This window comes from Microbaculum marinisediminis (assembly GCF_025397915.1).
Taxonomy (GTDB): domain Bacteria; phylum Pseudomonadota; class Alphaproteobacteria; order Rhizobiales; family Tepidamorphaceae; genus Microbaculum; species Microbaculum marinisediminis.
This window is the reverse complement of sequence record NZ_JALIDZ010000001.1, coordinates 533,504-558,460: the sequence shown is the minus strand read 5'-3', so window position 1 is coordinate 558,460 and position 24,957 is coordinate 533,504. Positions and strand designations below refer to the sequence as shown.

Sequence of the window (24,957 nt, the reverse complement as noted above, 5' to 3'; positions counted from 1 at the left end):
TGCGATGAGGCTCCTGCAAGCTCGCGGGCGCCAGACGACGCGTTTCCTTTCCACGACAATTCGAGGATGACGCACGGGCGATCACATGTTCGTCGTGACCGGCGGTCCCGGGTCCGGCAAAACCAGCTTGATCGAGGCTCTGGGCAGCGGCGCATCAGCGCCAATACTAAAGAAGGTGCTTTGAATTGAATCTCTTAAGGCAGAATTTACACAAAGGCCGTCGACCTAAAGGGAATTGAAGTCTGATTTTCGAGTATAGCTGGATTTGTTTCTTGGAGATTTGCCGGGCACTCGCCATGCGGTATAGACCGGCCTGAAAAGCATGTTGCATCGCCACCGCGTGGAACGCGGGACGGCAAGGGGAATATTCATGATGAAGTTGATCGGCGCGGCATTCATGACGGTTATGCTGGCGCTCTTCGCGGTTTCTTCGCCGCAGGCGCAGACTGCTCCTCAGTCAGTGACGGTTTTCGACAACGTCCGTATTTTCGACGGGACCGCGTTGACTGCGCCCATGAATGTGCTGGTCCAGGGTAATCAGATCATCAGGATTTCGGCCGAACCAATCAGCACGGTAGAGGCGGCGACACGCATTGCCGGCGGCGGCCGAACGCTGATGCCCGGGCTAATCGACGCCCATTGGCATACGTTCATGGTGCGACCTTCGATGGCGTTGGCGTCGACTGCGCCGTTCACCTTCATCACGTTGTTGGCAGGGGCCGAAGCCGAGGCAACGCTGATGCGTGGCTTTACCAGCGTTCGCGATCTGGGCGGGCCGTCATTCGGCCTCAAATCGGCGATCGACAGAGGTGTCGTCACCGGGCCGCGCATCTGGCCTTCTGGGGCCATGATCTCGCAGACCGGTGGCCACGGCGATTTCCGCATGTTGTCCGAGATCCCCGCGACCCCGGATACGTTGAGCTACCCGGAGCGCGTCGGCATGGCGGCGATCGTCGATTCGCCGGACGACGCCCGCAAACGGACGCGCGAGCAGCTGCTGCAAGGCGCAAGTCAGATCAAGCTGACCGTCGGCGGCGGCGTGTCGTCGCCCTACGGGCCACTCGACACGGTGCAGTTGAGCGTCGACGAAATCCGCGCGGCAGTCGAGGCGGCCGCCAATTGGGGCACTTATGTGACGGCGCATGCCTACACGTCCGAAGCGGTCCGCAACGCGATCGAGGCCGGCGTAAAAGTCATCGATCATGGTCAACTCGTCGACGAAGAGACCGCCAAGCTGATGGCTGAGACAGGCACTTGGTGGAGCCTTCAGCCGTTTCTCGACGACGGGAACGCGAACGTGCAGCCAGATGCTGCTCGACAGGCGAGCTCGGCTGCCGTTCGCGCGGGAACAGACAATGCCTACCGGCTGGCGCGCAAATACGGCATCAAGGTCGCGTTCGGCACCGACATCCTGTTCGATGCGGCGCGTGCCGCCCGGCAAGGATCGCAACTTGCGACAATGACGCGGTGGTACACGCCAGCGGAAGTGCTCAAAATGGCGACAGCCGACAATGCGGCGCTGCTGGCGCTGTCCGATCGGCGCAATCCCTATCCGGGCACGCTCGGTGTTGTCGAAGTCGGAGCGCTGGCAGACTTGTTGCTGGTCGATGGCGATCCGATCGCCGACATAGAACTGCTGTCGGATCCTTCTAAGAATCTTCTGGTTATTATGAAGGATGGTCGTATCGTGAAGAATACTCTGGTGGAGAACTGAGCGTATTCGCTGGGGCCTTGCCCGACTCGGGCCGACTCATGGAAGAGGGAGGGTAGGCCTCAGTTTGTTCAAGAATCGTTCGGGCATAAATAATGACATACCGGTGTCCGGGGTCATCCTGAACGGAGATCCACCTTTCGGAATCGGCGAAGTACTCGATTAATATTTTCGATCGCTTTGAGCCATGTCGAGAGGCGAGCGCGGCATAGTGAGACCCTGCCTTCGAGCGAAGACAGCCGTTGGATCACGGCCTCAAACGTCCGCATAGCGGTCCTCGAAGGCATGTCGTCAGCAGTCCGCGTCCGAACCCTGATCTTGGCGAAATCGGGCTCCCAGCCTGTCATTTCGGACGACGGTTGTGCGTTTCACCGGCCTTGCCTGAGATGAGGCTCCTGCAAGCTCGCGGGCGCCAGACGACGCGTTTCCTTTGCGCGACAATTCGAGGATGACGCATGGGCGATCACATGTTCGTCGTGACCGGCGGTCCCGGGGCTGGCAAAACCAGTTTGATCGAGGCTCTGGGGCGGCGCGGCATCCGCAGCATGCCGGAGGCGGGCCGGGCCATCATACGCGATCAGGTCAGGATTGGCGGCAACGCCGTGCCATGGGGAGACCGGGCTGCGTTTGCGGAACTCATGCTTGGCCGGGAACTGCGATCGTATCGCGAAGCCTTGGCGATGACGGGTCCCGTGGTGATGGATCGCGGCATCCCCGATGTCATCGGTTACCTGACGCTCTGCGGCTTGCCCGTGCCCGACCACGTCGAGGCCGCAGCCAGGGTGTCTCCGTATAACGAACGCGTTTTCCTCGCACCCTACTGGGGCGCGATCTTCACGCAGGATTGCGAACGAAAGCAGGACAGGGAGGAGGCGAAAGCGACCTGCGAGGTCATGGCCAAGACCTACGATCGACTGGGCTACCGGATTGTCGAGCTTCCGTTGACCGGGATAGAGGCGCGCGCGGATTTCTTGATGGAGCACCTTGTCGGCTGAGTGCCCGCTCCGTCCGCCCCGCTGTCCCTGGGGCGCCTCCTCCGCGCCGCCAAAAGATGAAATCTCGAAACGAGATAAGGTGCCAACGCCGTCGGTTCAGAGGTTGAACGTGCGTCTGCGACGGCGCGGCGGCGTACGGCAATTCCCGTGAGCCGTGCCGCCCCTTCGCGTATAATGGCCGGTGCCAGGGGAGGCGGTCATGGCGATCGAGACGAATACGGTTGTCGAGCACTACACGCGAACCGACCTGATGGAACGGATCCGAAGCGCGCTGGTGCGTGCCGGACATAATCCCGACAAACCGACCGTCGCGATGCTGAGTGAACTCGATCACCTGCACGGCGGTGGCTTCAAGACCACGGCGGCGCAGGTAGCGTTGGCCGGAATTCCGCGTGGCTGTCATGTGCTCGACGCGGGCTGTGGCATCGGAGGCCCCAGCCGCTACCTGGCGCAAAGCCACGGCTGCACGGTGGAGGCCATCGACATCACGCCGGACTACGTCGCTGTCGCCAGGCGCCTGAACGACATGACCGGCCTCGGCGACAGCATCGAGGTCACGGTCGGCAGCGTCACCGCGCTTCCCTATGACGACGCGCGATTCGATGTCGTCCTATGCCAGAACGTGACCATGAACGTCGCCGACAAACCGGCGATGTTCTCGGAGGCGTTCCGCGTTCTCAAGCCAGGCGGCCTCTACACCTTCAGCCACCTGGCGGAGGGGCCGAACGGGCCGCCGGTCTATCCCTTGCCCTGGGCGCTGTCGCCGGAGGCGAGCTTCCTGGAAACCCCGCAGCGGATTTTCGAGATTCTGTCCGCCGTCGGCTTTGTGGATATCGAGGATCGCGCCGCGCAGGCGCAGAGCCTGCCGGGCGGCGGACCGCAACGCGGGACGATCGGCGCCGCTCCGGCGATGGGCGACGATATGCCCGAGAGAACGGGCAATAGTGCCCGTTCGATCCGGGAGGGAAGACTGGTGGCGATGATGGTCGTTGCCCGGCGTCCGTCCTGACGCCGGCGGGCAGCTGCCTTGCCCGCGTCATCGGTCGTGGGAATTCCTTTACCCTTGATTCACTATCCTGCCGCCCAACATTCGCCCAGCATACGATCGAAGGGACGGAGCGGACATCATGCGAACGCGCATCGGGACGATCGCGCTTTTTTCGAGCCTGTCAGTGTTTCTTGCCGGGCCGGCCGCGGCTCAGAGCTTTTCCTCCTGCGTCGCCAACCTGAAGGCGGCGGTCATCCAGAACGGCGTCAGCCAGGCGACCGCCTCGCGCGCGCTCGACGGGCTGCAGCCCGACGAGAAGGTGTTGCGGCTGTCCAAGGTGCAGCCGGAATACAAGACCCCGATCTGGGACTATCTCGGCTTCCTGGTCGATGAGCGGCGCATCGCCGACGGCCAGGCGATGATGCGCAAGTACGATTCCATTTTGCGCTCGGCCGAGCGCAATTTCGGCGTCAGCCGCTATGTCATCGCCGCCGTCTGGGGCGTGGAGACCGACTATGGCCGCGAGGTTGGCTCAAGCTACCTGCCGCAGGCGCTGTCGACGCTGTATTGCCAGAGCGGCAAGCGCGCGAATTTCTGGCGCGGAGAGCTGATCGCGGCGCTGAAGCTGGTCGACCGGGGCGACTTGCAGCTCGACGAGCTCTATGGCTCCTGGGCCGGCGCCTTCGGCCAGACCCAGTTCATTCCCACGACCTATCAGCGCCTCGCCGTCGATTTCGACGGCGATGGCCGCCGCGACCTCGTCCGCTCGACCGCCGATGCCCTCGGCTCGACGGCGAACTACCTGAAGCGGGCCGGCTGGCGGTCCGGCGAATCCTGGCTGATCGAGGTCAGGGTGCCGGCCGGCTACAACGGTCCGACCGGCCGCAAGGACAAGGCGCCGCTGTCGACCTGGGCCAAGCGCGGGGTCGTGCGTGCCGACGGGTCGCAGCTGTCGGGCGGGGCCCAGGCCGGGCTGCTGTTGCCGGCCGGTCCGCGCGGGCCCGGCTTCCTGGTGTTCCGCAATTTCGACGCGATCTACGCCTATAACCACGCCGAATCCTACGCGCTGGCGATCTCGCATCTGGCCGACCGTCTGGCCGGCTATCCGGCCTTCCGTACGGCGTGGCCGACCGACGATCTGGGGCTCGACCGCAGCCAGCGCCTGCACCTGCAGAAGCTCCTGATCGCCAAGGGCTATGACATCGGCGAGGCGGATGGCAAGATCGGCCCGCTGACCCGCGCCGCGATCGAGGATGCCGAGAAGCGCAATGGACTGCCGCCGACCGGCCGCGCGGGCATGAAGATCTACCGGGCCCTCGGCGGCGGCTGACCCGGGGCGCGCCCCGGTTGCCGGCGTAGCGGGCGCCCGTAGTCGGCGCCCGTAGTGGGCGATTGCCGGTTCGGGTGACCGGCTGCGCTTTGCCCTGACGTCCGAAAACGCCGGTTCGCGGGGCTTTGCCCCGCGGACGCCGCAGGCGCTGTATCCTCACGACTGCGAAGGATGTCAGCCGGGAAACTTGCGTGCGGCGCGGAACTGTCCGAACATTCCGCTCGGGCGGGGAAGGCAATGGGCCGGCGCGGTCGCGCGCCCGCCCGGACGAGGAGGATACGATGAGGATCGCCGTCGCCCTTGGATTCGCGTTGCTCGCAGGCGCCGCGCCTGCGCTGGCAGCGCCGGCGGTGACCACCGCCAATGTCAATTTCCGCTCGGGCCCAGGCACCGGCTACGCCAGCATGGGGACCCTGCCGCAAGGCACCCAGGTCGACATGGGCGAATGCAATGACGCGGGCTCCTGGTGCGCGGTCACGGTCAACGGCCAGTCCGGCTTCGTCAGCGGCCAGTACCTGGAGGAAACCGAGGATCCGCAGGCCTGGCCGCGGGCCTACACCACCGACAGCGGCGCGACCGTCGTCCTGCACCAGCCGCAGGTCACCGCCTGGGACAACTTTACCGACGTCAGCGGGCTGATCGCCGCCGAATACAAGCCGACCGAGGACGCGAGCGCGGTGTTCGGCGTCATCGGCGTCAGCGGCAAGACGCAGGCCGATCACGAGACCGGCGAGGTGCTGATCGACGATCTCAAGATCACCGAGCTGAATTTCTCGGTGCTCAGCCGCGAGCAGCTTTCGGACATGGCGCTCGAGGTCGGCAAGCTGTTGCCCACCGAACCGATCACCATGTCGCTGCAGCGGCTGACCGCCAGCCTGGCGGCGTACGAGCAGCTCGGCGACGTCGAGGGCCTCAAGTCCGATCCGCCGCCGATCTACGTTTCCGAGACGCCGGCGATCCTGATCCAGACCGAGGGCGAAGCCGTCGCCGCGCCGATCGAGGCGGTCGACGGTCTGTCCTTCGTGGTCAACACCAACTGGGACCTGTTCAAGGTCGATCCGGACGGCGCCTACTACGTGCGCGACGAAAAGTCCTGGCTGAGCGCAAGCACGCTGACCGGCGACTGGCAGCCGGTGTCGAGCCTGCCCGAGGTCTTCTCCAAGCTTCCCGACGACGACAGCTGGAAGGACGCCCGCGAGGCGATGCCGCCGGCCGCCTACGAGGCCGGCAAGGCGCCCAGGGTCATCTATACCGACACGCCAGCCGAGCTGATCGTGTTCGAGGGCACGCCCGCACTCGAGGCCGTGCCCGGGACGAACCTCGAATGGGCCTCGAACACCGAGACGGACGCCTTCTTCCTGACGACCACGAAGACCTGGTACGTGCTGTTTTCCGGCCGCTGGTTCTCCTCGCAGTCGCTCGAAGGTCCGTGGGCCTTCGCCACGACCAGCCTGCCGGACGACTTCCGCAGGATCCCCGACGATCAGCCCTACTACACGGTGCGGGCGTCGGTGCCGGGCACCTCGGAGAGCGACGAGGCGCGTCTCAAGGCGATGATCCCGCAGATGGCGCGTGTCGAGACCGACGGGTCGGTCACCGCCGCGGTAGAATACACCGGCGACCCGGACTTCCAGCCGATCGAGGGCACCGAGCTCGCCTACGCCGCGAACACGCAGGACCAGGTGATCCGCGTCGGCGACAAGTACTATGTGCTGAAGGACGGTGTCTGGTTCGTCGGCGACAGCCCGACCGGCCCCTTCGCCGTCGCCACGGCGGTGCCCGATGCGATCTACGAGATCCCGCCGTCATCGCCGGTCTATAACGCCACCTACGTGCGTGTTTACGATACCTCGCCCGGCGTCGTCTGGTTCGGCTACACGATGGGCTATCTCGGCGCCTATCTGGCCTGGGACAACCTGGTCTACGGGACGGGCTGGTACTATCGGCCCTATTGGGGCTGGTACGGCCCGCGGCGCTATCCGATCTACTATCCCCGCCCGTTCACCTACGGCTGCGCCTGTTACTACAATCCGGTCAGGGGCATCTACGGCCGCTACGGCTATGCCTACGGTCCCTACCGCGGCCTGGGGCGGGTCTCCTACTACAATGCGAACACCAACCGGTACGTGCGGGCGGGCTGGTCCTCCGGTCCGGCCGGCAGCCGCGGGTTCGTCGCCGCCTACAATCCGGCCACGGGACGCGGCGGGTTCGCCGCCGGCGGCCGCAACGTCTACCGCTCGTGGAACGCCGCCGGCATCACCGGCGTCACCGGCGGAACGGCCTGGGTGCGCTCGCGCAGCGGCGCGGTGGCAACAGCCAATGCCAATCGCTGGCGCACGCCCATGGGAGCGACCGGCTTCAACGCCGGCCGGCGACCGGGCGACAACGTCTTCGCCGGCCGCAACGGGCAGGTCTACCGGCACCAGAACGGCCAGTGGCAGCAGCGCACCGGCAACAGCTGGGGAGCCGTCAAGAAGCCGTCGGCGCCAAGCCTGTCGAGGTCCGCGCCGGGCATGCCGAAATCCGCGCCGGCGGGCATTCGCGCGCCGGCGAAGGCGAAGCCGGCCGCGCGCCCCAACATGCCGCAGAAGCCGAGCTTCCAACCGAAGGCCAAGATGCCCTCGCAGCCCGCCATCCGCGCCCCGCAGAACCGCAACGTCCCGTCGCATTTGCGCTCCGACCAGTTCGGCCGGCAGTTGGGCAACAAGGCGGCGCATCAGCAGCGCATGCAGGCGCGCCCGCCGGCCCAGTTTCGTGCTCCCTCCGCTCCTCGTGGCGGCGTCAGCAGGGGCGGCGGCGGCGTGCCGCGTGGCCAATTCGGCGGCGGTGGTGGTCGCCGGCGATAGGAAACGCGAAACGGCTGCGCCGGGGCGCGGCCGTTTTCTTTAGTCTCTCCTTCCGCCGGCCCGGACCGCTTGCACACAGGCGGGCCTGCGCACAGGCGGCGGGCTTTGCGGCCTGAATCGTCAGGCGGCGGATTTCTGCTCGATGGTCCGGTGCGGATAGGGGATCGAGATGCCGGCCTTGTCGAAGGCCTCCTTGACGGCCTTGATCGTCGCGAATTTCGCTTCCCACAGATCGCTTGCTTTGCACCAGGCGCGAAGCTGCAGGTCGACCGAGGAGTCGCCCAGATTGACGACCCGCACCCACGGTGCGGCGGGGTCGTTGACGAAGCGCTCGTCCGCCTTCGCCACGCCGAGGATGACGTCGATCGCCTTGTCGATGTCGTCGGTGTAGTCGATGCCGAAGGTGATGTCGCAGCGCCGCTTCGGGTTGACCGAATAGTTGGTGATGGGCTTGCCCCAGGCCTCGCCGTTCGGCACGAAGATCTTGACGCCGTCGACGGTGGTCAGCTCGGTCAGGAACAGGTTGAGGTCGGTGATCGTGCCGCTGTTGCCGCCGACCTCGACGAAATCGTCGATCTTGTAGGGCCGGAAGAACACGAGCATGACGCCGGCGGCCAGATGCGACAGCGTGCCCTGCATGGCGAGGCCGACGGCGAGCGTCGCCGCGCCGAGGACCGCGACGAGGCTCGTCACCTGGAAGCCGAAGGTCTGCAGCACCGCGATGCCGACGGCGGCCAGCAGCACGTATCGGACGATCGACGAAAAGAACACGCCGAGCGTGCGATCGACGCGTTTCGAGGCGGCGAGGCGGCGGCGCACGGCCCCCGATATCCATCCAGCCGCGATCCAGCCCACGATCAGGAAGACGATCGCCTTGGCGATGTTCACCCCCATCATGACGACCGGTTCGAGGCTGGTTGGGATGTCTGGAAGATCCATGTCCGTCTCCTTGTCCGACAAGCTACAGGCGGGCCCGCGAGTCAGGGCGGGCCAGCGGTTGAAACCGGACACGGTTCCGATTGTCCGGCTAATCTCCCTTCAATAATGCCTCAAGAACCGTGATTCGGTCTGCCTCCGCCGGCCGTTTGTCCCAGCGGATGCGGCCGACCCGTGGAAACCGCATCGCAAGCCCCGATTTGTGCCGGGTGGAGCGGGCGAGCCCCTCGAAGGCGATTTCCAGCACCAGTCCCTCGTCCGGGGCGTGCGTCACCTCGCGCACCGGACCGAACCGGTTGATCGTGTTCTGCCGGACGAACCGGTCGAGGTCTCGCAGCTCCTCGTCGGTGAATCCGAAATAGGCCTTGCCGACGGGCACCAGTTCCTCGCCGTCGGCGGTGTCGCGCCAGACGCCGAACGTGTAGTCGGAATAGAACGACGAGCGCCTGCCGTGGCCGCGCTGGGCGTACATCAGCACCGCGTCGACGTTGAACGGATCGCGCTTCCACTTCCACCAGTGCCCCTTCGGACGGCCGGCCAGATAGGGGCTGTCGAGGCGCTTGATCATCACACCCTCGACCGCGTCGGCATCCGCGCCGGCGCCGTGGCCGGTGGGATCGGCGCGGGCGGTGCCGAGCGCGTCCCAGTCGGCGAAGGCGACGAGCGGCGAGAGCGAGATCCGATCGGTTTCAAGGCGACCGAAAAGTTCTTCCAGGCGCGCGCGCCGGTCGGCGAAGGCGAGGGGGCGCAGGTCCTCGTCTCCGTCCACCAGCAGGTCATAGGCAATCAGGTGGGCAGGGAAGGACGCCAGCATCTTCACCGTCACGGTCTTGCGGTTGAGACGTTGCTGGAGGGCGTTGAACGACTGCACCCGCCCGTCCCTGACGATCACCAGCTCGCCGTCGATCGCGCCAGGAAAATCCAGGGCTTCGAGCAGGTCCGGGAAGGCCTGCGAGATGTCGTCTCCGGTGCGGCTGAACAGCCGCCGCGCCGGCCGGCCGTCTTCCTCGATCGCCGAGGCCGCCTGCACGCGGATGCCGTCCCATTTCCATTCCGCCGCGAAGGCGGCCGGGTCCAGCGTGTCGAAGTCGCCGTCCTCGACCGCATGGCTGAGCATCGGCGGACGGAACGGCGCGGGGTCGCGGATCGCCGGCCTGTCGGCCGTCCCCTCGGCCCAGGCGAACAGCGCCTCGTAGGGCGGCGCCAGGCCATGCCAGATTTCCTCGACGTCGCGCGGGTCCAGCGTCCCCATCGCCGCGACCGCGGTCTTGGCGAGCCGGGCCGAGACCCCGACGCGAAGCCCCCCGGTGATGAGTTTCAGGAGCGCCCAGCGGCCGGTCTCGTCGAGCCGGTCGAGGAACGAGGCGAGGAGGCCGGGCAGCGCCGCCTTGCCGGCCGCATCGAGCGCTTCAACGATATCGGGGAGGGCGAGCACCGGGCCGTTGTCCTGAATAAGCAGGCCGTCGTCGCTCTCCTCGGCAGAGGCGGCAACATGGTTTTCTCCGACCGTCTTCGACGGCCACATCAGCGCGACCGTCTCCGACAGGTCGCCGACATAGTCGTAAGCCATGCGGAACAGCACCGGGTCGGTGCGCTCCTCGATCAGCGCGCGGATGACGCCGGGCTTGGCGTGGCGGAAATCCAGGTCACCGGTCAGCGCGGCGAGCGCCAGCCCGCGCGCCGGGTCCGGGGTGTCGCGAAAGTAGTCGGCGATCAGCGCGACCTTGGCGTTGCGCCTCGGTTCGTAGGCGAGCCGGTCGAGGAGCGCCGCGAACCGGTTCATGTATCCTCGTTGAACACCGTGGCGACCGCGAAGCCGTCCGGTCCCTCCATCAGGGCGTAGTGGCAGATGAATTCGAGCGCCGCCTCGCCGTCCTCGCGCTCCTGGCGCCAGGCCAGAGTGACGAACGCGGCCGATCCGGTCAGGATCTTCTCCCGCACCTCGAAGGTCGAATGGACGATCTCCTCGCGCTCGTAGACATCGAGCAGCGCCTCGACGTTCTCCAGCAGCTCCTCCGCGTCGGCGAAGACGTTGCCCTTGCCGAACTGCCAGATCGTGCACGGATAGGCGAAGCAGTCGGCGATGGCCTCGGCGTCGAAATCGTCGAATCCGCTCGCATAGGCCTCGAACAGGCCGGTGATCTGGTCCTCTTCCTGGCGCGTCATCGCTTCCATGGTGGTATCGTCCCCAAAGTTCGTATTAGCGGGCATTCGCGATACAGATATGCTGGGCAGGCGCAAACCGGAAGGCAAGCCGAAGATGAGTGACACGCCGGAAAGACCGACCGCGCCGCGCGGCTGGGTGCCCTCGGACACCGGCGGGCAGGGCGGCAAGCTCCATGCGCCCGCGGTCGAGCGCAACACGGCGCCGATCCTCGCGGTGCTGACCGAGGTGATCGCCGGGATCGATCCTCCGCCCCGCCGCGCGCTGGAACTCGCCAGCGGCTCCGGCGAGCATGCCATCGCGATTACGCAGGCCTTTCCCGACCTCGCCTGGCAGCCGAGCGACCGCGACCCGGCGGGTCTTGCCTCGATCGCCGCCTGGCGCGCGGACACCGGCCACGACAACCTGCTGCCGCCCGTCCCGATCGACCTCGACGATCCGGACTGGTTTCGCCGTGTCGACGGGCCCTTCGACCTGATCTTCGCCAGCAACGTGCTGCACATCTCTCCCTGGCGGGTGACGCTCGGCCTGCTCGCCGGCGCCGGGCATCTGCTGGCCGATCATGGCGCGCTGGTGGTCTATGGCTGCTTCAGCCGGTCCGGCGATTTCGTGTCCGACTCCAACCGCGAGTTCGACCGGGCGATCCGCGAGCGCGATCCCGAATGGGGCGTGCGCGATACCGAAGATGTCGCCGAGGTGGCCGCGCGAAACGGCCTGACGATCACGCGAATCGTGCCGATGCCGGCCAACAACACGATCCTGGTCCTGCGCCGGGATCATTCGGGTTCGCCGTCCTCCTCGTAGCCGACAAGACGCAGCGGCCTGGCGCGGATGCCCCGCGTGCCCGCCCAATGCACCAGCGCGTCCTCCTGGCCGTGGGTGACCCACAGCTCGGAACAGCCGGTCTCGATCACGGTCGCGCAGAGGTCGTCCCAGCCGGCATGGTCGGAGATGACCAGCGGCAGCTCGACGCCGCGCTGGCGCGCGCGGGCCCGCACCCGCATCCAGCCCGAGGCGAAGGCGGTCACGGGATCGGCGAAGCGGCGCGACCACACGTCGGTCATCGCGCTGGGCGGGGCGACCACGATCTCGCCTGCGAGATCGTCCCCCGCCTCGCGGACCGGAAGCAGCGGCCCGAGCGCGACTCCTTCGGCTTCGTACAGCGCGCACAGGGCCTCCAGCGCGCCGTGGATATAGACCGGCCGGTCGAACCCTGCTTCGCGGATCAGGGCGATCACCCGTTGCGCCTTGCCCAGGGCGTAGGCGCCGACGAGATGGGTGCGTTCGGGGAACAGCTTTACGGAGGCCAGCAGCTTGGCGATCTCGCCGCGTGAGGAGGGATGGCGGAACACCGGCAGGCCGAAGGTCGCCTCGGATATCAGCACGTCGCAGGGCACGACCTCGAACGGTGCGCAGGTCGGATCGCTCTCGCGCTTGTAGTCGCCGGTGACGACGATCCGCAGATTCTCCGCCTCGACGGCGATCTGCGCCGAGCCGAGCACATGGCCGGCGGGATGGAACGACACCGTCGCGTCGCCGATCCGGATCGTCTCGCCGAGGCCGGCGGCCTGCGTCGACCCGGCGAAGCCCGACCCGTAGCGCGCGCCCATCACGGCGAGCGTCTGCGCCGTCGCCAGCACCGCGCCGTGGCCGGAGCGGGCATGGTCGGAATGGCCGTGCGTGATCAACGCGCGGTCGACCGATCGTACCGGATCGATGAAGAAATCGCCGGGCGGGCAATAGAGGCCGCGCGGCGTGGGGGTGAGCAGGTCCTCGGGGCGCATGCGGGGAAGATAGGAGGAAAGGCGCCGCAGGACGAGTGCGACGCCTTTCCGCGGGGCGGTGCTGCCGAGCGCCTGGGCGTCAGGCGGCCTCGGCCTGCTGGGCGACCGTGCGGGCCTGGGCGGTGGCGGCCGCAACCGCGTTCTCGGCGGCCTCCGGGCTGAAGATCGAGCCTTCCACACGGATGATCTCGACGTCGGTCAGCCCCATGAAGCCGAGCATGTGCTTGAGATAGGGCGCCTGGAAGTCGAACGCGTCGCCGGGCGCGGCCGAGTAGATGCCGCCGGTGGCGAGCACGACATAGACCTTCTTGCCGGTCACGAGGCCTTCGGGCCGGCCGTCCTCGGTGTAGCGGAACGTCTGGCCGGCGCGGGCCAGGTGATCGAGCCACGACTTCAGCGTTGAGGTGATGGTGAAGTTGATCATCGCGGAGGCGAGGACGACGATATCCGCGGCCTTGAGTTCGGCCACCAGGTCGTCCGACAGCGCGGCGGCGGCCTTCTGCTCGGCCGTGCGCGCGTCCTCGGGAGCGAAGAAGCCGCCCAGCAGGTCCGGGCCCAGGTGCGGCAGGGGATCGGTGCCCAGGTCGCGGGTAACCACGCGGGCGGCGGGATGGGTCGCCTCGAGATCGTCGAGCAGGGTCTGGGCGACCTTCGTCGACAGCGAGTCCGCGCCGCGGGGGCTGGTGGTGACGAATAGAATATTGGTCATGGCTGTGTTTTCCGGTTGTTTCGCTTGCTTGGCAGGGGGCGTATCGCTATATGTTACCGATCGGTACCGACATTTAGGTACTGACCGGTAACACCCTTGTCAAGAGGGGGCCGGCCACTGCTATGTCTGGGGAGTTGCCAGAAAGGCGGATTCGTTCATGGCCGAACCGAGAACCGACGCAGCGACCGTTGCCGAGCCCGCGAAGGCGCGCCCGGATACGCCGCCACGCGAGCGGATCCTGGCCGCGGCGCGCGACCTGTTCTATCGGCAGGGGATCCGCGCGGTCGGCGTCGAGGCGATCGCGGAGGCCGCGCAGACCAACAAGATGACGCTGTACCGGCACTTTTCGTCCAAGGACGAGCTGGTAGCGGAATATCTGCGCCGCTTCGCCGAGGAAGACGAGGCCGTCTGGGCGTGCATCGCCGCCGCCCATCCCGGCGATCCGCTCGCGCAGCTGCGCGCCTGGGTCCAGCGCATGGCCGGTGAGATTTCCGATCCGGGATCGCGCGGCTGCGCGATCGCCAATGCCGGTGTCCAGATCCCGGAGACCGAGCATCCCGCCCGTTGCGTCATCGAAAACCACAAGCGCGCGTTGCGCGCCCATGTTCTCGACCTGTGCATGGCCGCAGGCCTGCGCGATCCTCAGCTCGTCGCCGACGGGATCTTCCTGATTCTCGAGGGCGCCCGCGTGAACATCCAGAGCGAGGGCCACGGCGGCCCGGCCTGCCGTTTCGTCGCGCTGTCCGAAGACCTGATCACCGCCCACAGCGCCTAGGCTTGGAGCCGGTCGCGGCCCGTTGCGTGTGGCAACGAGCAGCGGATGCCGCGCGCGAGGCCGTCACGGGCGCGTACGGTCGCGGGCGGCCGTTCCTCTCCCGCTCAATCCCGCGAAAGCGGGATTCCAGCGCCGGCCGGCATGGCCGATCGGCTGACCGGCCCTCAGTGCGTCGGCAGGTGGAAGTGCTTCGACAGCTTCAGGCCCTGCGCCTGGTAGTGCGAGCCGATATCGGTGCCGTAGAGCGCCCCGGGCCGTTCCGTCAGGCGTTCGTAAACGAGGCGGCCGACGATCTGGCCGTCCTCGATGATGAACGGCACGTCGCGGCTCCTGACCTCAAGTACCGCCTTGGAGCCGTGGCCCCCGGCGGCGGCATGGCCGAAGCCGGGATCGAAGAAGCCGGCGTAGTGGACGCGGAACTCGCCGACCAGCGGATCGAACGGCACCATCTCGGCGGCGTAGGTCGGCGGCACGTGCACCGCTTCCTTGGAGGCGAGGATGTAGAACTCGTTCGGGTCGAGGATCAGTGATCCGCCGTGCCGTGTCTCCACCGGCTCCCAGAAGTCGAGCACGTCGTAGCCCGCCCGCTTGTCGACGTCGACAACCGCCGTATGCCGCTTGGCGCGGTAGCCGACGAGGCCGACCTTGCCGGCGAGGTCGACACTGACGGCGATACCGCCGGTGATATCCGGCGTATCCGAATCCACCAGCCGTTCGGCCTCGTGCAGTTCCAGGGTCTCGTGGTCGGACAGCAGCGCATGGCCGCGGCGGAAGCGGATCTGGGCAAGCCGCGAACCGGTCCGCACCAGGATCGGGAAGGTGCGCGGGCTGATCTCCAGATAGAGCGGCCCGTGATAGCCGCTTTCCACCTTGTCGAAGGCCCGGGCGTTGTCGGTGATGACCCGGGTGAAGATATCAAGCCGTCCCGTCGAGCTCTTCGGGTTGGCGTCGGCGGCGAGATGGGCCGGCAGCCGCACCTCTTCCAAAAGCGGCACGATATAGACGCAGCCGGTCTCCAGAACCGCGCCCTGGGTCAGGTCGATCTTGTGCAGGCCGAGGAGGTCGAGCCGGTCGCGCACCGTGCGGTTGGGGCCGGGCAGGAAGCTGGCGCGCACCCGGTAGGCGGTGCGGCCGAGCCTGAGATCGAGGCTCGCCGGCTGGATCTGGTCGGCGGCAAGGTCGCCGCCGGGGATGACCTGGCGATTGTCGACCAGCCGCCGGATCGCCTCGGCCGGCAGGATGCCGGGCGCCCGGTCGCTGGCCGCCGTGTTGGTGTTCTCGCCCGTTTCGCCCATCGCCGGCGCCCCTGTCCGTTGTGTCGTCCGTCAGGTACTAGCCGAGCCGGCGCTTGACGCCAAGGCGTCACGGCGATACGTAGTCCCCTTCATTCGTGGTGATTTGGGCCGGCCGGCTTGCAGCCACGTAAAACAAATCGCTAAAAGGCCGGGTCGAAGAGCCCGGTGCGCCATTTGGCCATCGGGATTTTTTGTCCCGGCCCTCCCGTTGGAGGACGGCAATGAACGAACGTTTTGATCCCCTGACCGCGTCCGAGGATACCCTCGGCCTCGACACCCTGCTGGTCCATGGCGGGACCGTGCGCTCCGGCTTCGGCGAGACGTCGGAGGCGGTTTTCCTCAATTCCGGCTTTGTCTACGACAGCGCCGAGGCGGCGGAAGCCCGCTTCAAGGGCGAAGTGGACGGATTCGTCTATTCGCGCTACGCCAACCCGACCGTCGCCATGTTCGAAAAGCGCATGGCGCTGATCGAGGGCGCCGATGCGGCCCGGGCGACGGCCAGCGGCATGGCCGCGGTCACCGCCGCGCTGCTGTGCCAGCTCAAGGCCGGCGACCACGTCGTCGCCTCCCGCGCCCTGTTCGGCTCCTGCCTCTATGTCGTCGAGGACCTGCTGCCGCGCTACGGCGTGTCCTGCACCCTGGTCGACGGCACCGATCTCGACCAGTGGGCGATGGCGGTCCGCCCGGAGACCAAGGTGTTCTTCCTGGAGACGCCGACCAATCCGACGCTCGACGTGCTCGATATCGCGGCCATCGCCGCGATCGCCCACGACGCCGGGGCACGGCTGGTGGTCGACAACGTCTTCGCCACGCCGCTCGGCCAGCGGCCGCTGAAACTGGGCGCGGACGTGGTGGTGTATTCGGCGACGAAGCACATCGACGGGCAGGGCCGTTGTCTCGGCGGCGTGATCCTGTCGAGCGAGGACTTCATCGCCAACGAGCTCAAGGACTTCTACCGCCACACCGGCCCCTCGCTGAGCCCGTTCAACGCGTGGGTGATGCTCAAGGGCCTGGAAACGCTGGCGCTTCGCGTCGAGCGGCATTGCGCCAGCGCCGTGCGGATCGCCGCCTTCCTTGCCGACCAGCCCGGCATCCGCAAGGTCATCCATCCCGGCCGGCCCGACCATCCCCAGGTCGACGTCGCGATCCGGCAGATGGCCAATGGCGGTCCGATGGTCGCCTTCGAGGTGGAGGACGGCAAGGCCGGCGCCTTCCGCTTCGCCAACGCGCTGAACATCGTGAAGATCTCCAACAATCTGGGCGACGCCAGGAGCCTGGTCACCCATCCCGCGACCACCACCCACCAGCGTCTGACGCCGGAGGCGCGCGCGGCGCTGGGAATCGGCGACGGCATGCTGCGCCTGTCGGTCGGTCTGGAGCACCCGCGCGACCTGGAGAACGACCTGGCGCGGGCGGCGGCGGCCGTCTAGAAAGCCCACCGGGCTGGCCAACATGCCACACCCGGGCGCAAACCGGTGCCCGGTCCGCCGCCGGGCCATGGCCAATTCCCGCACAGGCCTTAATATCGTGCCCATGTATCGAGCAACGACCCGCGGCATCGAGGTGACGGTCGAGCCGGCGTTCAGCGAGGAACGCTCGGCCCTGGAGGCCGGCGCCTATTTCTGGACCTACACGATCGAGATCGTGAACACCGGCGCGGAGACGGTGCAGCTCGTCAACCGGCACTGGCGCATCGTCGACGCGCTCGGCAAGACCTTCGAGGTGCAGGGCCCCGGCGTGGTCGGCGAGCAGCCGGTGCTCGATCCCGGCGACTCCTTCCGCTATACCAGCGGCGTTCCGCTCGCGACTCCGTCGGGCATGATGTCGGGGACCTACGAAATGCGCACCATGGCCGGCGACCGTTTCCTTGCGGAGGTTCCCGCTTTCTCGCTTGACAGTCCGGGCGTCATACCGACCATCAACTGACCCGATCGCTGTTCCTCGACTGAGCGGTAACCGTTGCTCGATTTCCGACCGATCTTTCTTGTCATCGGCGTGCTGCTGGCGACGCTCGGCTGCGCCATGCTGCTGCCCGCCCTGGTCGACGTCCTGTTCGCCAGCGACGACTGGGTCGTCTTCCTCGCCTCCTCGATGATCACCGTGTTCATCGGCATCGCCATGTGGGTGACGTGCCGGGGCGCGAAGGTGCGGCTGGGCCTGCGCGAGGCGTTCGTGCTGACGACCTCGGTCTGGGTGGTCGCCGCCGCCTTCGCGGCGCTGCCGTTCACCTGGTCGCGCCTCGACATGAGCTATACGGACGCTTTCTTCGAGGCGATGTCCGGGCTGACGACCACCGGGTCGACCGTCATCGTCGGGCTCGACAACGCCCCGCCCGGCATCCTGTTCTGGCGGTCCTTCCTGCAGTGGCTGGGCGGTCTCGGCATCGTCGTCATGGCGGTGGCGGTGCTGCCGATGCTGCAGATCGGCGGCATGCAGCTGTTCAAGGCCGAGGCCTTCGACACCCCCGACAAGATCCTGCCGCGCGCCGCCCAGATCTCCGGATCGCTCACCGCGCTGTTCGTCGGCCTGACGGGACTGTGCGCGATCTCCTACGGCTTTGCCGGCATGGAGATCTCCGATGCCGTCATGCACGCCATGACGACGGTCGCCACCGGCGGATTCTCCTCGCGCGACGCCTCCATCGGCGCGTTCGCGTCGCCGGCGGTGGAATGGGTCAGCGTCGTCTTCATGATCGCCGGATCGCTGCCCTTCCTGCTGTATGTGCGCGCCATTCAGGGCCGGCCGCTGGTGATGATCCGCGACGAGCAGGTGCGCGCCTTTTTCCTGATCCTGCTGTTGTTGTCCGTGCTCGCCTGGCTGTCCGAGGACCAGGAGACGGTGCATGCCGGCGCCATCCGCTTCCGCGAGGCGATCTTCAACGTCACCTCGATCATGACCGGCACCGGCTACGCCTCCGTCGATTACGGCACCTGGGGGCCGCTGGCGGCGGGCATCTTCCTGTCGGCGACGTTTATCGGCGGCTGTGCCGGCTCGACGTCCTGCGGCATCAAGGTGTTCCGCGTCGTCGTGCTGCTCAAGGACATCCGTCAGCATGCCCGGCGGATCGTCTACCCGTCCGGCGTGTTCGTGAAGCGCTACAACGGCCGCCCGCTACCCGACAACGTCTCCGCCGCCGTTCTCAGCTTCGTCTTCCTGTTCCTGGCCAGCTTCGCGGTCATCAGCGTGGCCTTGAGCCTGATGGGCCTCGATTCGATCACGGCGATTTCCGGCGCCGCCACCGCCATCTCCAATGTCGGGCCGGGGCTCGGCCCGATCATCGGCCCGTCCGGCAATTTCGCGCCGCTGCCCGACGGAGCCAAATGGCTGCTGGCGATCGCCATGCTGATCGGCCGCCTGGAGGTCTTCACTGTGCTGGTGCTGTTCATCCCGGCGTTCTGGCGGCGGTGATCGCGTTCATCCTTCGAGACGGCCGCGTCGCCGCCGCCTCGGGATGAGGGCCGAGGGCCCGAAACGCCGAAACCCTCAGGGGTGGGAGCGCGCCGCGAACCACGGTCGGGATACGCGTCACTCCGCCGGCGTGGCGGTCGGGCGCCGTCCCAGCCGCATGTAGGCACCGCCGGCACGCGCTATGTCGTCGCCGATGCCGATGATCGCCGGCACCAGGAACAGCACGAAGCAGGTCGCCACCGCCAGGCCGAACACCAGCGTAACCGCCATCGGGATCAGGAACTGGGCCTGCAGACTCGTTTCGAACAGGAGCGGCATCAGGCCGCCGATCGTCGTCAGCGAGGTCAGCAGCACCGCGCGCAGGCGGTCGCAGGAGGCGCTGACGGCGGCGTCGGGCAACGGTTCGCCCGTCGACAGGCGTTCGTCGAGGCGCGACACCAGGATGATCGAATCGTTGACCAGGATGCCGGAGAGGCCGAGCAGGCCCATCATCGACAGGATGGTCAGCGGCACGCCCATCACCATGTGCCCGATCACCGCGCCGGTCAGGCCGAACGGGATGATGATCATCACCGCCAGCGGCCGGCCGTAGCTGGCGAACACCCAGGCCAGGATCAGGTAGATCGCGCCGAGCGAGATGACGGCGCCGAACCGCAGGTCCTCGAAGGACCGCGCCCGTTCCTCCTCGCGGCCCGAGAACTGGTAGCTGATGCCGTACCTGGACGTGACCGCGGCGAGGGGCCCGGCGTCCAGCGCGCTGACGAGCTCGACATTCGTCGTGACGTCCTGGTCGACATCGGCGGTCACCGAGACCGCCGTCGCCCCGTCGATGCGCTGGATGATCGCATAGCCCTGCTTCTCGGTCAGATTGACGATCTCCGACAGCGGCACGAACTCGCCGGAGGGCGCGCGCAGCGACAGGTTGCCGAGCGCGGCGAGGCCGGGCACCGCCTGCACCCGGCGCACCCGGATCGTCACCTCCTCGTCGCCGGCGGGCACGCGCCGGGCGATGGCGCCCTCGAAGGCGTTGCGAACCTGCTGGCCGACGCTTTCGGCGGTGAAGCCGAGCGCCGCGCCGCGCGGCGTCAGCGTCATCACGATTTCCGGCTTCCCGTAGGGCAGGTCGTCGTCGACGGCGGAGACGCCCGGGAAGCCGCCGACGACCTCGCGGATTTCCAGCGCCGCCTGTTTCAGCACCTCGGTCGGCGCGCCGGTCAGCCGGATGTCGATGTCGCGGCCGGGCGGTCCGCCGCGCCGTCCCGAGATGGTCGCCGTCTCCAGGCCGGGAATGCTGGGCATCGCCTGACGCCAGGCCGTCGTGATGTCGCTCGTGCGCACCGTGCGCTTTTCCGAGACCGTGAGCTGGGCGTCGACCTCGGCGAAGTTCATGCCGCGCGAGAAACCGGACCGGCCGACGGTGGCGAAGGTGGCGACCACGAGTGTCTCGTCCTCGGGGGCGAGGGTCAGCTCGGCCTTGCGCAAGGCCGCCTCGACCTGCTCGACCCCGGCGATCACCTGGTCCTCCGGCGTGCCGGCGGCGAAGGTGAGGCGGGCGGTGATGTTTTCCGGCTCCGCGGTCGGGAAGAACTGGAAGCCGACGCGGCCGCCGGCGATGAGGCCGGCCGCCAGGATCAGGCTGGCCAGCGACAGGGCGACGGTGGTGTAGCGCCAGCGGAACGACAGCGCGACCAGCCTGCGGAAGGGCCCGTCGCGCAGGCGCGCGAAGCCGGCGTCGAAGGCGCGCCGGAAGCGTCCGGGCTCGGCGCGCATCGACGTCAGGCTGTGGCGCAGATGGCCGGGCAGGATGAGTAGGCACTCCACAAGGCTCGCCACCAGCACGGCGATCACCACCAGCGGCAGCGCGCCCATGATCTGGCCGACGACGTCGCGGATCATGGTGAGCGGGAAGAAGGCGACCTGGGTGGTCAGCACCGAGGCGATCACCGGCCACATCATCTGGCCCGTGCCCCGTTCGGCGGCCAGCACCGGATCGTCGCCCATGGCGTAGCGCGTGGCGGTATGTTCGCCGACCACGATGGCGTCGTCGACCACGATGCCGAGGCACATGATTAGGGCGAACAGCGACATCATGTTGATCGACTGGCCCGTGACCCACATGAAGCCCAGGGTCGCCATCATCGCCGTCGGCACGCCGACGGCGACCCAGAAGGCGATGCGCGCGTTCAGGAACACGAACAGGATGATGACGACCAGCACCAGGCCGGACAGGCCGTTCTTGACCAGCAGGTTGATGCGATCGACGAGGCTCGAGGCGCGAACATCGTAGACCTCGAGCTTGAGCGTCGGCGGCAGCGTCGGGCGGATTTCGTCGAGATAGGTCTCCAGGATCGCCGCCGTCTCCAGCGTGTCGGCCGTCGTGGAGCGCTCGACCTGCAGCTCGATCGCGCGATTGCCGCCGCTGTAGCCCGCCGTCTGGTCCTGCTCGAAGGCGTCGTGGACCGTGGCGATCTCGCGCAGCAGCACCTTTTCGCCGGTCTCGCGCGAGACCGTTTCGATCGCCGCGATCTCCTCCGCGCTGGTGCCGTCGCCGAGCGAGCGCAGCTGCTTTTCCACTGCGCCTTCCAGCGTGCCGGAGGGCCGGTCCTGGGTCGCGGTGGAGACGCGCGTGGCGATATCGGACAGCGTCACGCCGAGCCGGCGCAGCTCGCGTTCGGGCACGTCGATCCAGACCTCAGGCTTGCGGAAGCCGACCAGGTCGACCTTGTCGATGCCGGCCGCCAGCAATCCGTCGCGGATCTCCTTGGCGTAGGCCTTCAGCGCCGTTTCGCTGAAGGGCCCGGACAGGGAGATGTTGGCGACGCCTTCGTACCAGATCGTCCGGCGCACGCTCGGCGTCTCGGAATCCTCCGGCAGCGTCGTGACGCCGGACACCGCCGACTCGACCTCCGACAGCGCCTTCTGCATGTCGGCGCCGACCGAAAATTCGAGCGTGATCGAGGCCGCGCCCTCGCGGGCGTAGGAGGTGACCTTCTCGATATCGTCGAGATAGCGCAGCTCCGGCTCCACCGCGTGCAGGATGTTCTTCTCGACATCCTCCGCGCTCGCCCCCGGCCAGGCGATCGACACCGAGATGCGCGGAATGTCGGTGGACGGGAACAGCTGCGTGTTGAGCTGGAAGATGCCGATGACGCCGAACAGCACCATCATCGCCATCAGCAGGTTCGAGGCGTTGCGGTGTCGGACGAAGAAGCGGATCGGCGCGGAGGCCTCGCGCTCAGCCATCGCTCGAGCCCGTGCTCTGCGCGTTCCTGGCGGACGGCTTCGTCGACGCGCCGGTCTTCGGGGCAGGCGGCGCGTCGGCGCCGCGTTCGTTCACCTTCAGGCCGTCGCCGGCTTCGGTGATGCGGGTGACGACGATCCTGTCGCCGACGGCGATCGCGCCGCGGACCAGCACGTCGGCATCGTCGTAGCCGACGATCTCGACGGTGCGCCCGGCCAGCCGGCCGTTCTCGATGACATAGACCCGGTCCGTGCCGTAGACGGCGGTCGCCGGCACGCTGACGACGTTTTCGTAGACCCGGTCGTCGAGCAGGATCTCGACGAAGGCGCCCGGCCGCAGCGGCGCCTGGCCCTGCGCCGGCTCGATCCTGGCATAGACGTCGACACCGCCGCGCTGGGCGGCGATCTCGGGGGCGACGCGGACGATGTGCGCCTTGTAGAGCTGCGGCGCGCCGCCGACATACCAGCGCACCTCGACGGCCCGGTCGAGCAGGCCTTCTTCCAGGAGGCGCCCGTACTGGGAGTCGGTAAGGGCGAAGCGCACGTCGAAGCGGTTGCGGTCATAGAGCACGGCGACCACGTCGTTGACGTTGAGCAGCTTGCCGACTTCGGCGGCGACGGTGCCGACATAGGCGTCGAACGGCGCCTTCAGCGTGACGTCGGCGAGATTGCGCTCGGCCTGCCGCAGCTTCCATTCGAGGCGTTCGATCTGAGCCCTGAGCTGCTTGATCTGCGCCGTCTGGATTTCGAGCGTCGCCTGGCCGGCCTCCACCACTCCACGGTTCTGCAGGACGGTCATCCTGCGGCTGTCGAGAGCCTGCTGCGACATCGAGCCCCTTTGCGAAAGGGTCTGGGCCCGTTCCAGGTCGCGCTCGGCGATCTCGAGCTGTTCACGGGCCCGCCCGAGCGCCGTCGTCTCCAGGCCGAGGCGCGCCTGGGCCTCGTCGAGCTTGGCGCGCGCCTCGTCGAGATTGGCGGTCGCCTCGACGACGGCGCCGCGATAATTGAAGGAATCGATCTCCACCAGCGGGTCGCCGGCATGGACCAGACCGCCCTCGCGCAGGCCGTCGCCGACCGAGACGACCTCGCCGGCGACCAGCGCGCGCAGTGCCACCTGGCGGCCGGCGACGATGGTGCCGTAGGCGGTGATGCGCGGCCGATGGGCGGTAGGCTCGGCGGCCAGCGTCTCGACGGTCCAGGCCCGTTCCACTGCCGGGCGCTGCGGCACCTCCGGCCTGGACGATTTCAGGTACTCGAAGCCCGCGAACGCGGCCGCCAGCACGGCGAGCGGCACGGCGGCCTTGACGGCGAGGCCGGCGACGCGGCCGAGCGTCCAGGCGGGTTTCAGTCCCATGTGTCGATCAGGCGGCTTCAACGTTCATTTCTCCGGACCGTTTGGGTTTCCGGAGCGTTCGTTCTCCGGACCGTGCGGCTCTCGGGGCCGTGCGGCGTCGGTCGCCGCCCCCGCGAAACCGACGCAACGCCTTCCAACAGGCAGGCCCACCCGTCATATACCGGAAGATCAAGCGGTTTGACGAGGATATCTTTGTCGCTAATTATCCCAGTTTCGTTACACACCGATTGGGACGGGACAAGCAATTGACAGGTCAGATCTACGCTCCGAAGGAGATGATTTCGCGTCTCGTCGCCTTCGATACGACGAGTGAGAACTCCAATCTGGAGCTCATCGCCTTTGTTCGCGACTATCTCGCCAGCCATGGCGTCGAGTCGACGCTGGTGCCCAGCGAGGAGGGCGACAAGGCAAGCCTGTTCGCCACCATCGGCCCGAAGGATGCCGCCGGCGTGGCCCTGTCCGGCCACACCGACTGCGTGCCCGTGACCGGCCAGCCGTGGTCGACCGATCCGTTCGCCGTGGTCGAGAAGGACGGCCGCCTCTACGGGCGCGGCACCTGCGACATGAAGGGCTTCGTGGCGATCGCGCTGGCCATGGTGCCGGCGTTCCTGGAAAAGCCGCTCAGGACCCCGATCCATCTCGCTTTGTCCTACGACGAGGAAACGGCGTGTACCGGCGTCAGGCCTATGATCGCGGAGCTCGGCGAGCGCCTGCCGATGCCGCGCGCCTGCATCGTCGGCGAGCCGACCCGCATGGGCGTGGTCGACGCCCACAAGACGATCACCGACTACGTCACCGTCGTTACCGGTCACGAGGCGCATTCCTCGCTGATTGACAAGGGCGCCAACGCGATCCTCGCTGCCGGCGAACTGCTGTGCGAACTCGCCCGCATGCGCGACGACATGATCGCCATGGGCGATCCGACCGGCCGCTTCACCCCGGCCTACACGACGGTCCACACCGGCCTCATCAGCGGCGGCACGGCGCACAACATCGTGCCGCTCAAGTGCCGTTTCGAATGGGAAGTACGCTCGCTGCCGGGCTTCGATCCGGACACGCTCAAGCACCGCCTGCAGACATTCGGCGAGCAGCACGTTCTGCCGAAGCTGCGCGCGATCGCACCGACCACCAATATCGAGACGACGACGACGGTCGACGTCATCGGCCTCGCGCCCGATCCCGGCTCCCCCGCCGAGACGCTGGCCATGCGGCTCGCCGGCAGCAACAAGACGCAGACCGTCTCGTATGCGACCGAGGCCGGGCTGTTCCAGGAACGCGGGGTCCCGAGTATCGTCTGCGGCCCCGGCGATATCGCCCAGGCGCATCAGCCCGACGAGTATATCGAGGTCACGCAGGTCGAGGCCTGCGTCGGCTTCATGCAGCGTCTGGCGGAGGCGGCCCGCGCCGGTATCTAGAGACCGG

Annotated in this window: 19 protein-coding genes and 1 riboswitch; of the genes, 11 read left to right on the top strand and 8 right to left on the bottom strand. The window is 67.5% G+C overall.

The features are described 5' to 3' along the window. The first annotated feature begins 370 nt into the window (after nucleotides 1-370). The 5 genes from MUB46_RS02800 to MUB46_RS02780 all read left to right on the top strand — a co-directional run bounded on the left by MUB46_RS02800 (nucleotide 371) and on the right by MUB46_RS02780 (nucleotide 7,870). Nucleotides 371-1,714 (top strand): metal-dependent hydrolase family protein, encoded by a 1,344-nt coding sequence (locus MUB46_RS02800; RefSeq protein WP_261614332.1) that lies wholly within the window; start codon nucleotides 371-373, stop codon nucleotides 1,712-1,714. A 452-nt stretch (nucleotides 1,715-2,166) separates the two neighbouring features. Further along, nucleotides 2,167-2,706, top strand: coding sequence for an AAA family ATPase (locus tag MUB46_RS02795; protein WP_261614331.1), 540 nt, complete (start codon nucleotides 2,167-2,169; stop codon nucleotides 2,704-2,706). 199 nt (nucleotides 2,707-2,905) lie between these two features. Beyond that, a complete protein-coding gene (locus MUB46_RS02790) occupies nucleotides 2,906-3,715 on the top strand; it encodes a class I SAM-dependent methyltransferase (protein WP_261614330.1) in 810 nt (269 codons plus the stop codon). Between the two features lie 118 nt (nucleotides 3,716-3,833). After that, nucleotides 3,834-5,024 carry a lytic murein transglycosylase gene (locus MUB46_RS02785; RefSeq protein ID WP_261614329.1) on the top strand — a complete coding sequence of 397 codons (1,191 nt, stop codon included), beginning with the start codon at nucleotides 3,834-3,836 and terminating at the stop codon, nucleotides 5,022-5,024. A gap of 281 nt (nucleotides 5,025-5,305) precedes the next feature. Beyond that, nucleotides 5,306-7,870 carry an SH3 domain-containing protein gene (locus MUB46_RS02780; protein ID WP_261614328.1) on the top strand — a complete coding sequence of 855 codons (2,565 nt, stop codon included), beginning with the start codon at nucleotides 5,306-5,308 and terminating at the stop codon, nucleotides 7,868-7,870. 120 nt (nucleotides 7,871-7,990) lie between these two features. On the opposite strand, the gene MUB46_RS02775 is transcribed toward MUB46_RS02780, so the two are convergent. The 3 genes from MUB46_RS02775 to MUB46_RS02765 form a co-directional block, all read right to left on the bottom strand. After that, nucleotides 7,991-8,809 (bottom strand): mechanosensitive ion channel family protein, encoded by an 819-nt coding sequence (locus MUB46_RS02775; protein ID WP_261614327.1) that lies wholly within the window; start codon nucleotides 8,807-8,809, stop codon nucleotides 7,991-7,993. An 88-nt stretch (nucleotides 8,810-8,897) separates the two neighbouring features. After that, nucleotides 8,898-10,589, bottom strand: coding sequence for a cisplatin damage response ATP-dependent DNA ligase (locus MUB46_RS02770; RefSeq protein WP_261614326.1), 1,692 nt, complete (start codon nucleotides 10,587-10,589; stop codon nucleotides 8,898-8,900). Further along, nucleotides 10,586-10,981, bottom strand: a complete 396-nt coding sequence (locus MUB46_RS02765) for a hypothetical protein (RefSeq protein ID WP_261614325.1) — start codon at nucleotides 10,979-10,981, stop codon at nucleotides 10,586-10,588. Before MUB46_RS02765 ends, MUB46_RS02770 begins: the two co-directional genes overlap by 4 nt. An 85-nt stretch (nucleotides 10,982-11,066) precedes the next feature. On the opposite strand from MUB46_RS02765, the gene MUB46_RS02760 reads away from it, so the two are divergent. Next, nucleotides 11,067-11,774: a class I SAM-dependent methyltransferase gene (locus MUB46_RS02760; RefSeq protein WP_261614324.1), complete on the top strand. Its 708-nt coding sequence runs from the start codon at nucleotides 11,067-11,069 to the stop codon at nucleotides 11,772-11,774. Here the strand turns inward: MUB46_RS02760 and MUB46_RS02755 are convergent. Together MUB46_RS02755 and MUB46_RS02750 are read right to left on the bottom strand one after the other, a co-directional pair. Then, complete coding sequence (locus MUB46_RS02755; RefSeq protein ID WP_261614323.1) at nucleotides 11,747-12,754, bottom strand: ligase-associated DNA damage response exonuclease; 1,008 nt, start codon at nucleotides 12,752-12,754, stop codon at nucleotides 11,747-11,749. The genes MUB46_RS02760 and MUB46_RS02755 overlap by 28 nt on opposite strands. A 79-nt stretch (nucleotides 12,755-12,833) precedes the next feature. Beyond that, nucleotides 12,834-13,463, bottom strand: coding sequence for an FMN-dependent NADH-azoreductase (locus MUB46_RS02750; protein ID WP_261614322.1), 630 nt, complete (start codon nucleotides 13,461-13,463; stop codon nucleotides 12,834-12,836). 157 nt (nucleotides 13,464-13,620) lie between these two features. On the opposite strand from MUB46_RS02750, the gene MUB46_RS02745 reads away from it, so the two are divergent. Continuing rightward, nucleotides 13,621-14,238, top strand: coding sequence for a TetR/AcrR family transcriptional regulator (locus tag MUB46_RS02745; RefSeq protein ID WP_261614321.1), 618 nt, complete (start codon nucleotides 13,621-13,623; stop codon nucleotides 14,236-14,238). A gap of 164 nt (nucleotides 14,239-14,402) precedes the next feature. Here MUB46_RS02745 and MUB46_RS02740 read toward each other — a convergent pair whose 3' ends face one another. Continuing rightward, a complete protein-coding gene (locus tag MUB46_RS02740) occupies nucleotides 14,403-15,533 on the bottom strand; it encodes a 2'-deoxycytidine 5'-triphosphate deaminase (protein ID WP_261614320.1) in 1,131 nt (376 codons plus the stop codon). An 85-nt stretch (nucleotides 15,534-15,618) separates the two neighbouring features. Further along, nucleotides 15,619-15,697: riboswitch (SAM riboswitch) on the top strand. 57 nt (nucleotides 15,698-15,754) lie between these two features. Here MUB46_RS02740 and MUB46_RS02735 point away from each other — a divergent pair. From MUB46_RS02735 to MUB46_RS02725, 3 genes are all read left to right on the top strand, one after another. Next, nucleotides 15,755-16,963: an O-succinylhomoserine sulfhydrylase gene (locus MUB46_RS02735; protein ID WP_261614319.1), complete on the top strand. Its 1,209-nt coding sequence runs from the start codon at nucleotides 15,755-15,757 to the stop codon at nucleotides 16,961-16,963. A gap of 103 nt (nucleotides 16,964-17,066) precedes the next feature. Further along, on the top strand, nucleotides 17,067-17,459 hold the full coding sequence (apaG, locus tag MUB46_RS02730) for a Co2+/Mg2+ efflux protein ApaG (RefSeq protein ID WP_261614442.1): 393 nt from the start codon (nucleotides 17,067-17,069) through the stop codon (nucleotides 17,457-17,459). Between the two features lie 33 nt (nucleotides 17,460-17,492). Beyond that, the gene (locus MUB46_RS02725; RefSeq protein WP_261614318.1) at nucleotides 17,493-18,941 is read left to right on the top strand and encodes a TrkH family potassium uptake protein; all 1,449 of its coding nucleotides are present in this window, start codon (nucleotides 17,493-17,495) and stop codon (nucleotides 18,939-18,941) included. Between the two features lie 117 nt (nucleotides 18,942-19,058). Here MUB46_RS02725 and MUB46_RS02720 read toward each other — a convergent pair whose 3' ends face one another. Together MUB46_RS02720 and MUB46_RS02715 are read right to left on the bottom strand one after the other, a co-directional pair. Beyond that, entirely contained in the window at nucleotides 19,059-22,184 is a 3,126-nt protein-coding gene (locus MUB46_RS02720) for an efflux RND transporter permease subunit (protein ID WP_261614317.1), read from the bottom strand. Continuing rightward, complete coding sequence (locus tag MUB46_RS02715; protein WP_261614316.1) at nucleotides 22,177-23,535, bottom strand: efflux RND transporter periplasmic adaptor subunit; 1,359 nt, start codon at nucleotides 23,533-23,535, stop codon at nucleotides 22,177-22,179. The genes MUB46_RS02720 and MUB46_RS02715 overlap by 8 nt, the downstream gene beginning before the upstream one ends. Nucleotides 23,536-23,810: 275 nt before the next feature. On the opposite strand from MUB46_RS02715, the gene argE reads away from it, so the two are divergent. After that, nucleotides 23,811-24,950 carry an acetylornithine deacetylase gene (argE, locus tag MUB46_RS02710; RefSeq protein WP_261614441.1) on the top strand — a complete coding sequence of 380 codons (1,140 nt, stop codon included), beginning with the start codon at nucleotides 23,811-23,813 and terminating at the stop codon, nucleotides 24,948-24,950. Nucleotides 24,951-24,957: the final 7 nt, after the last annotated feature.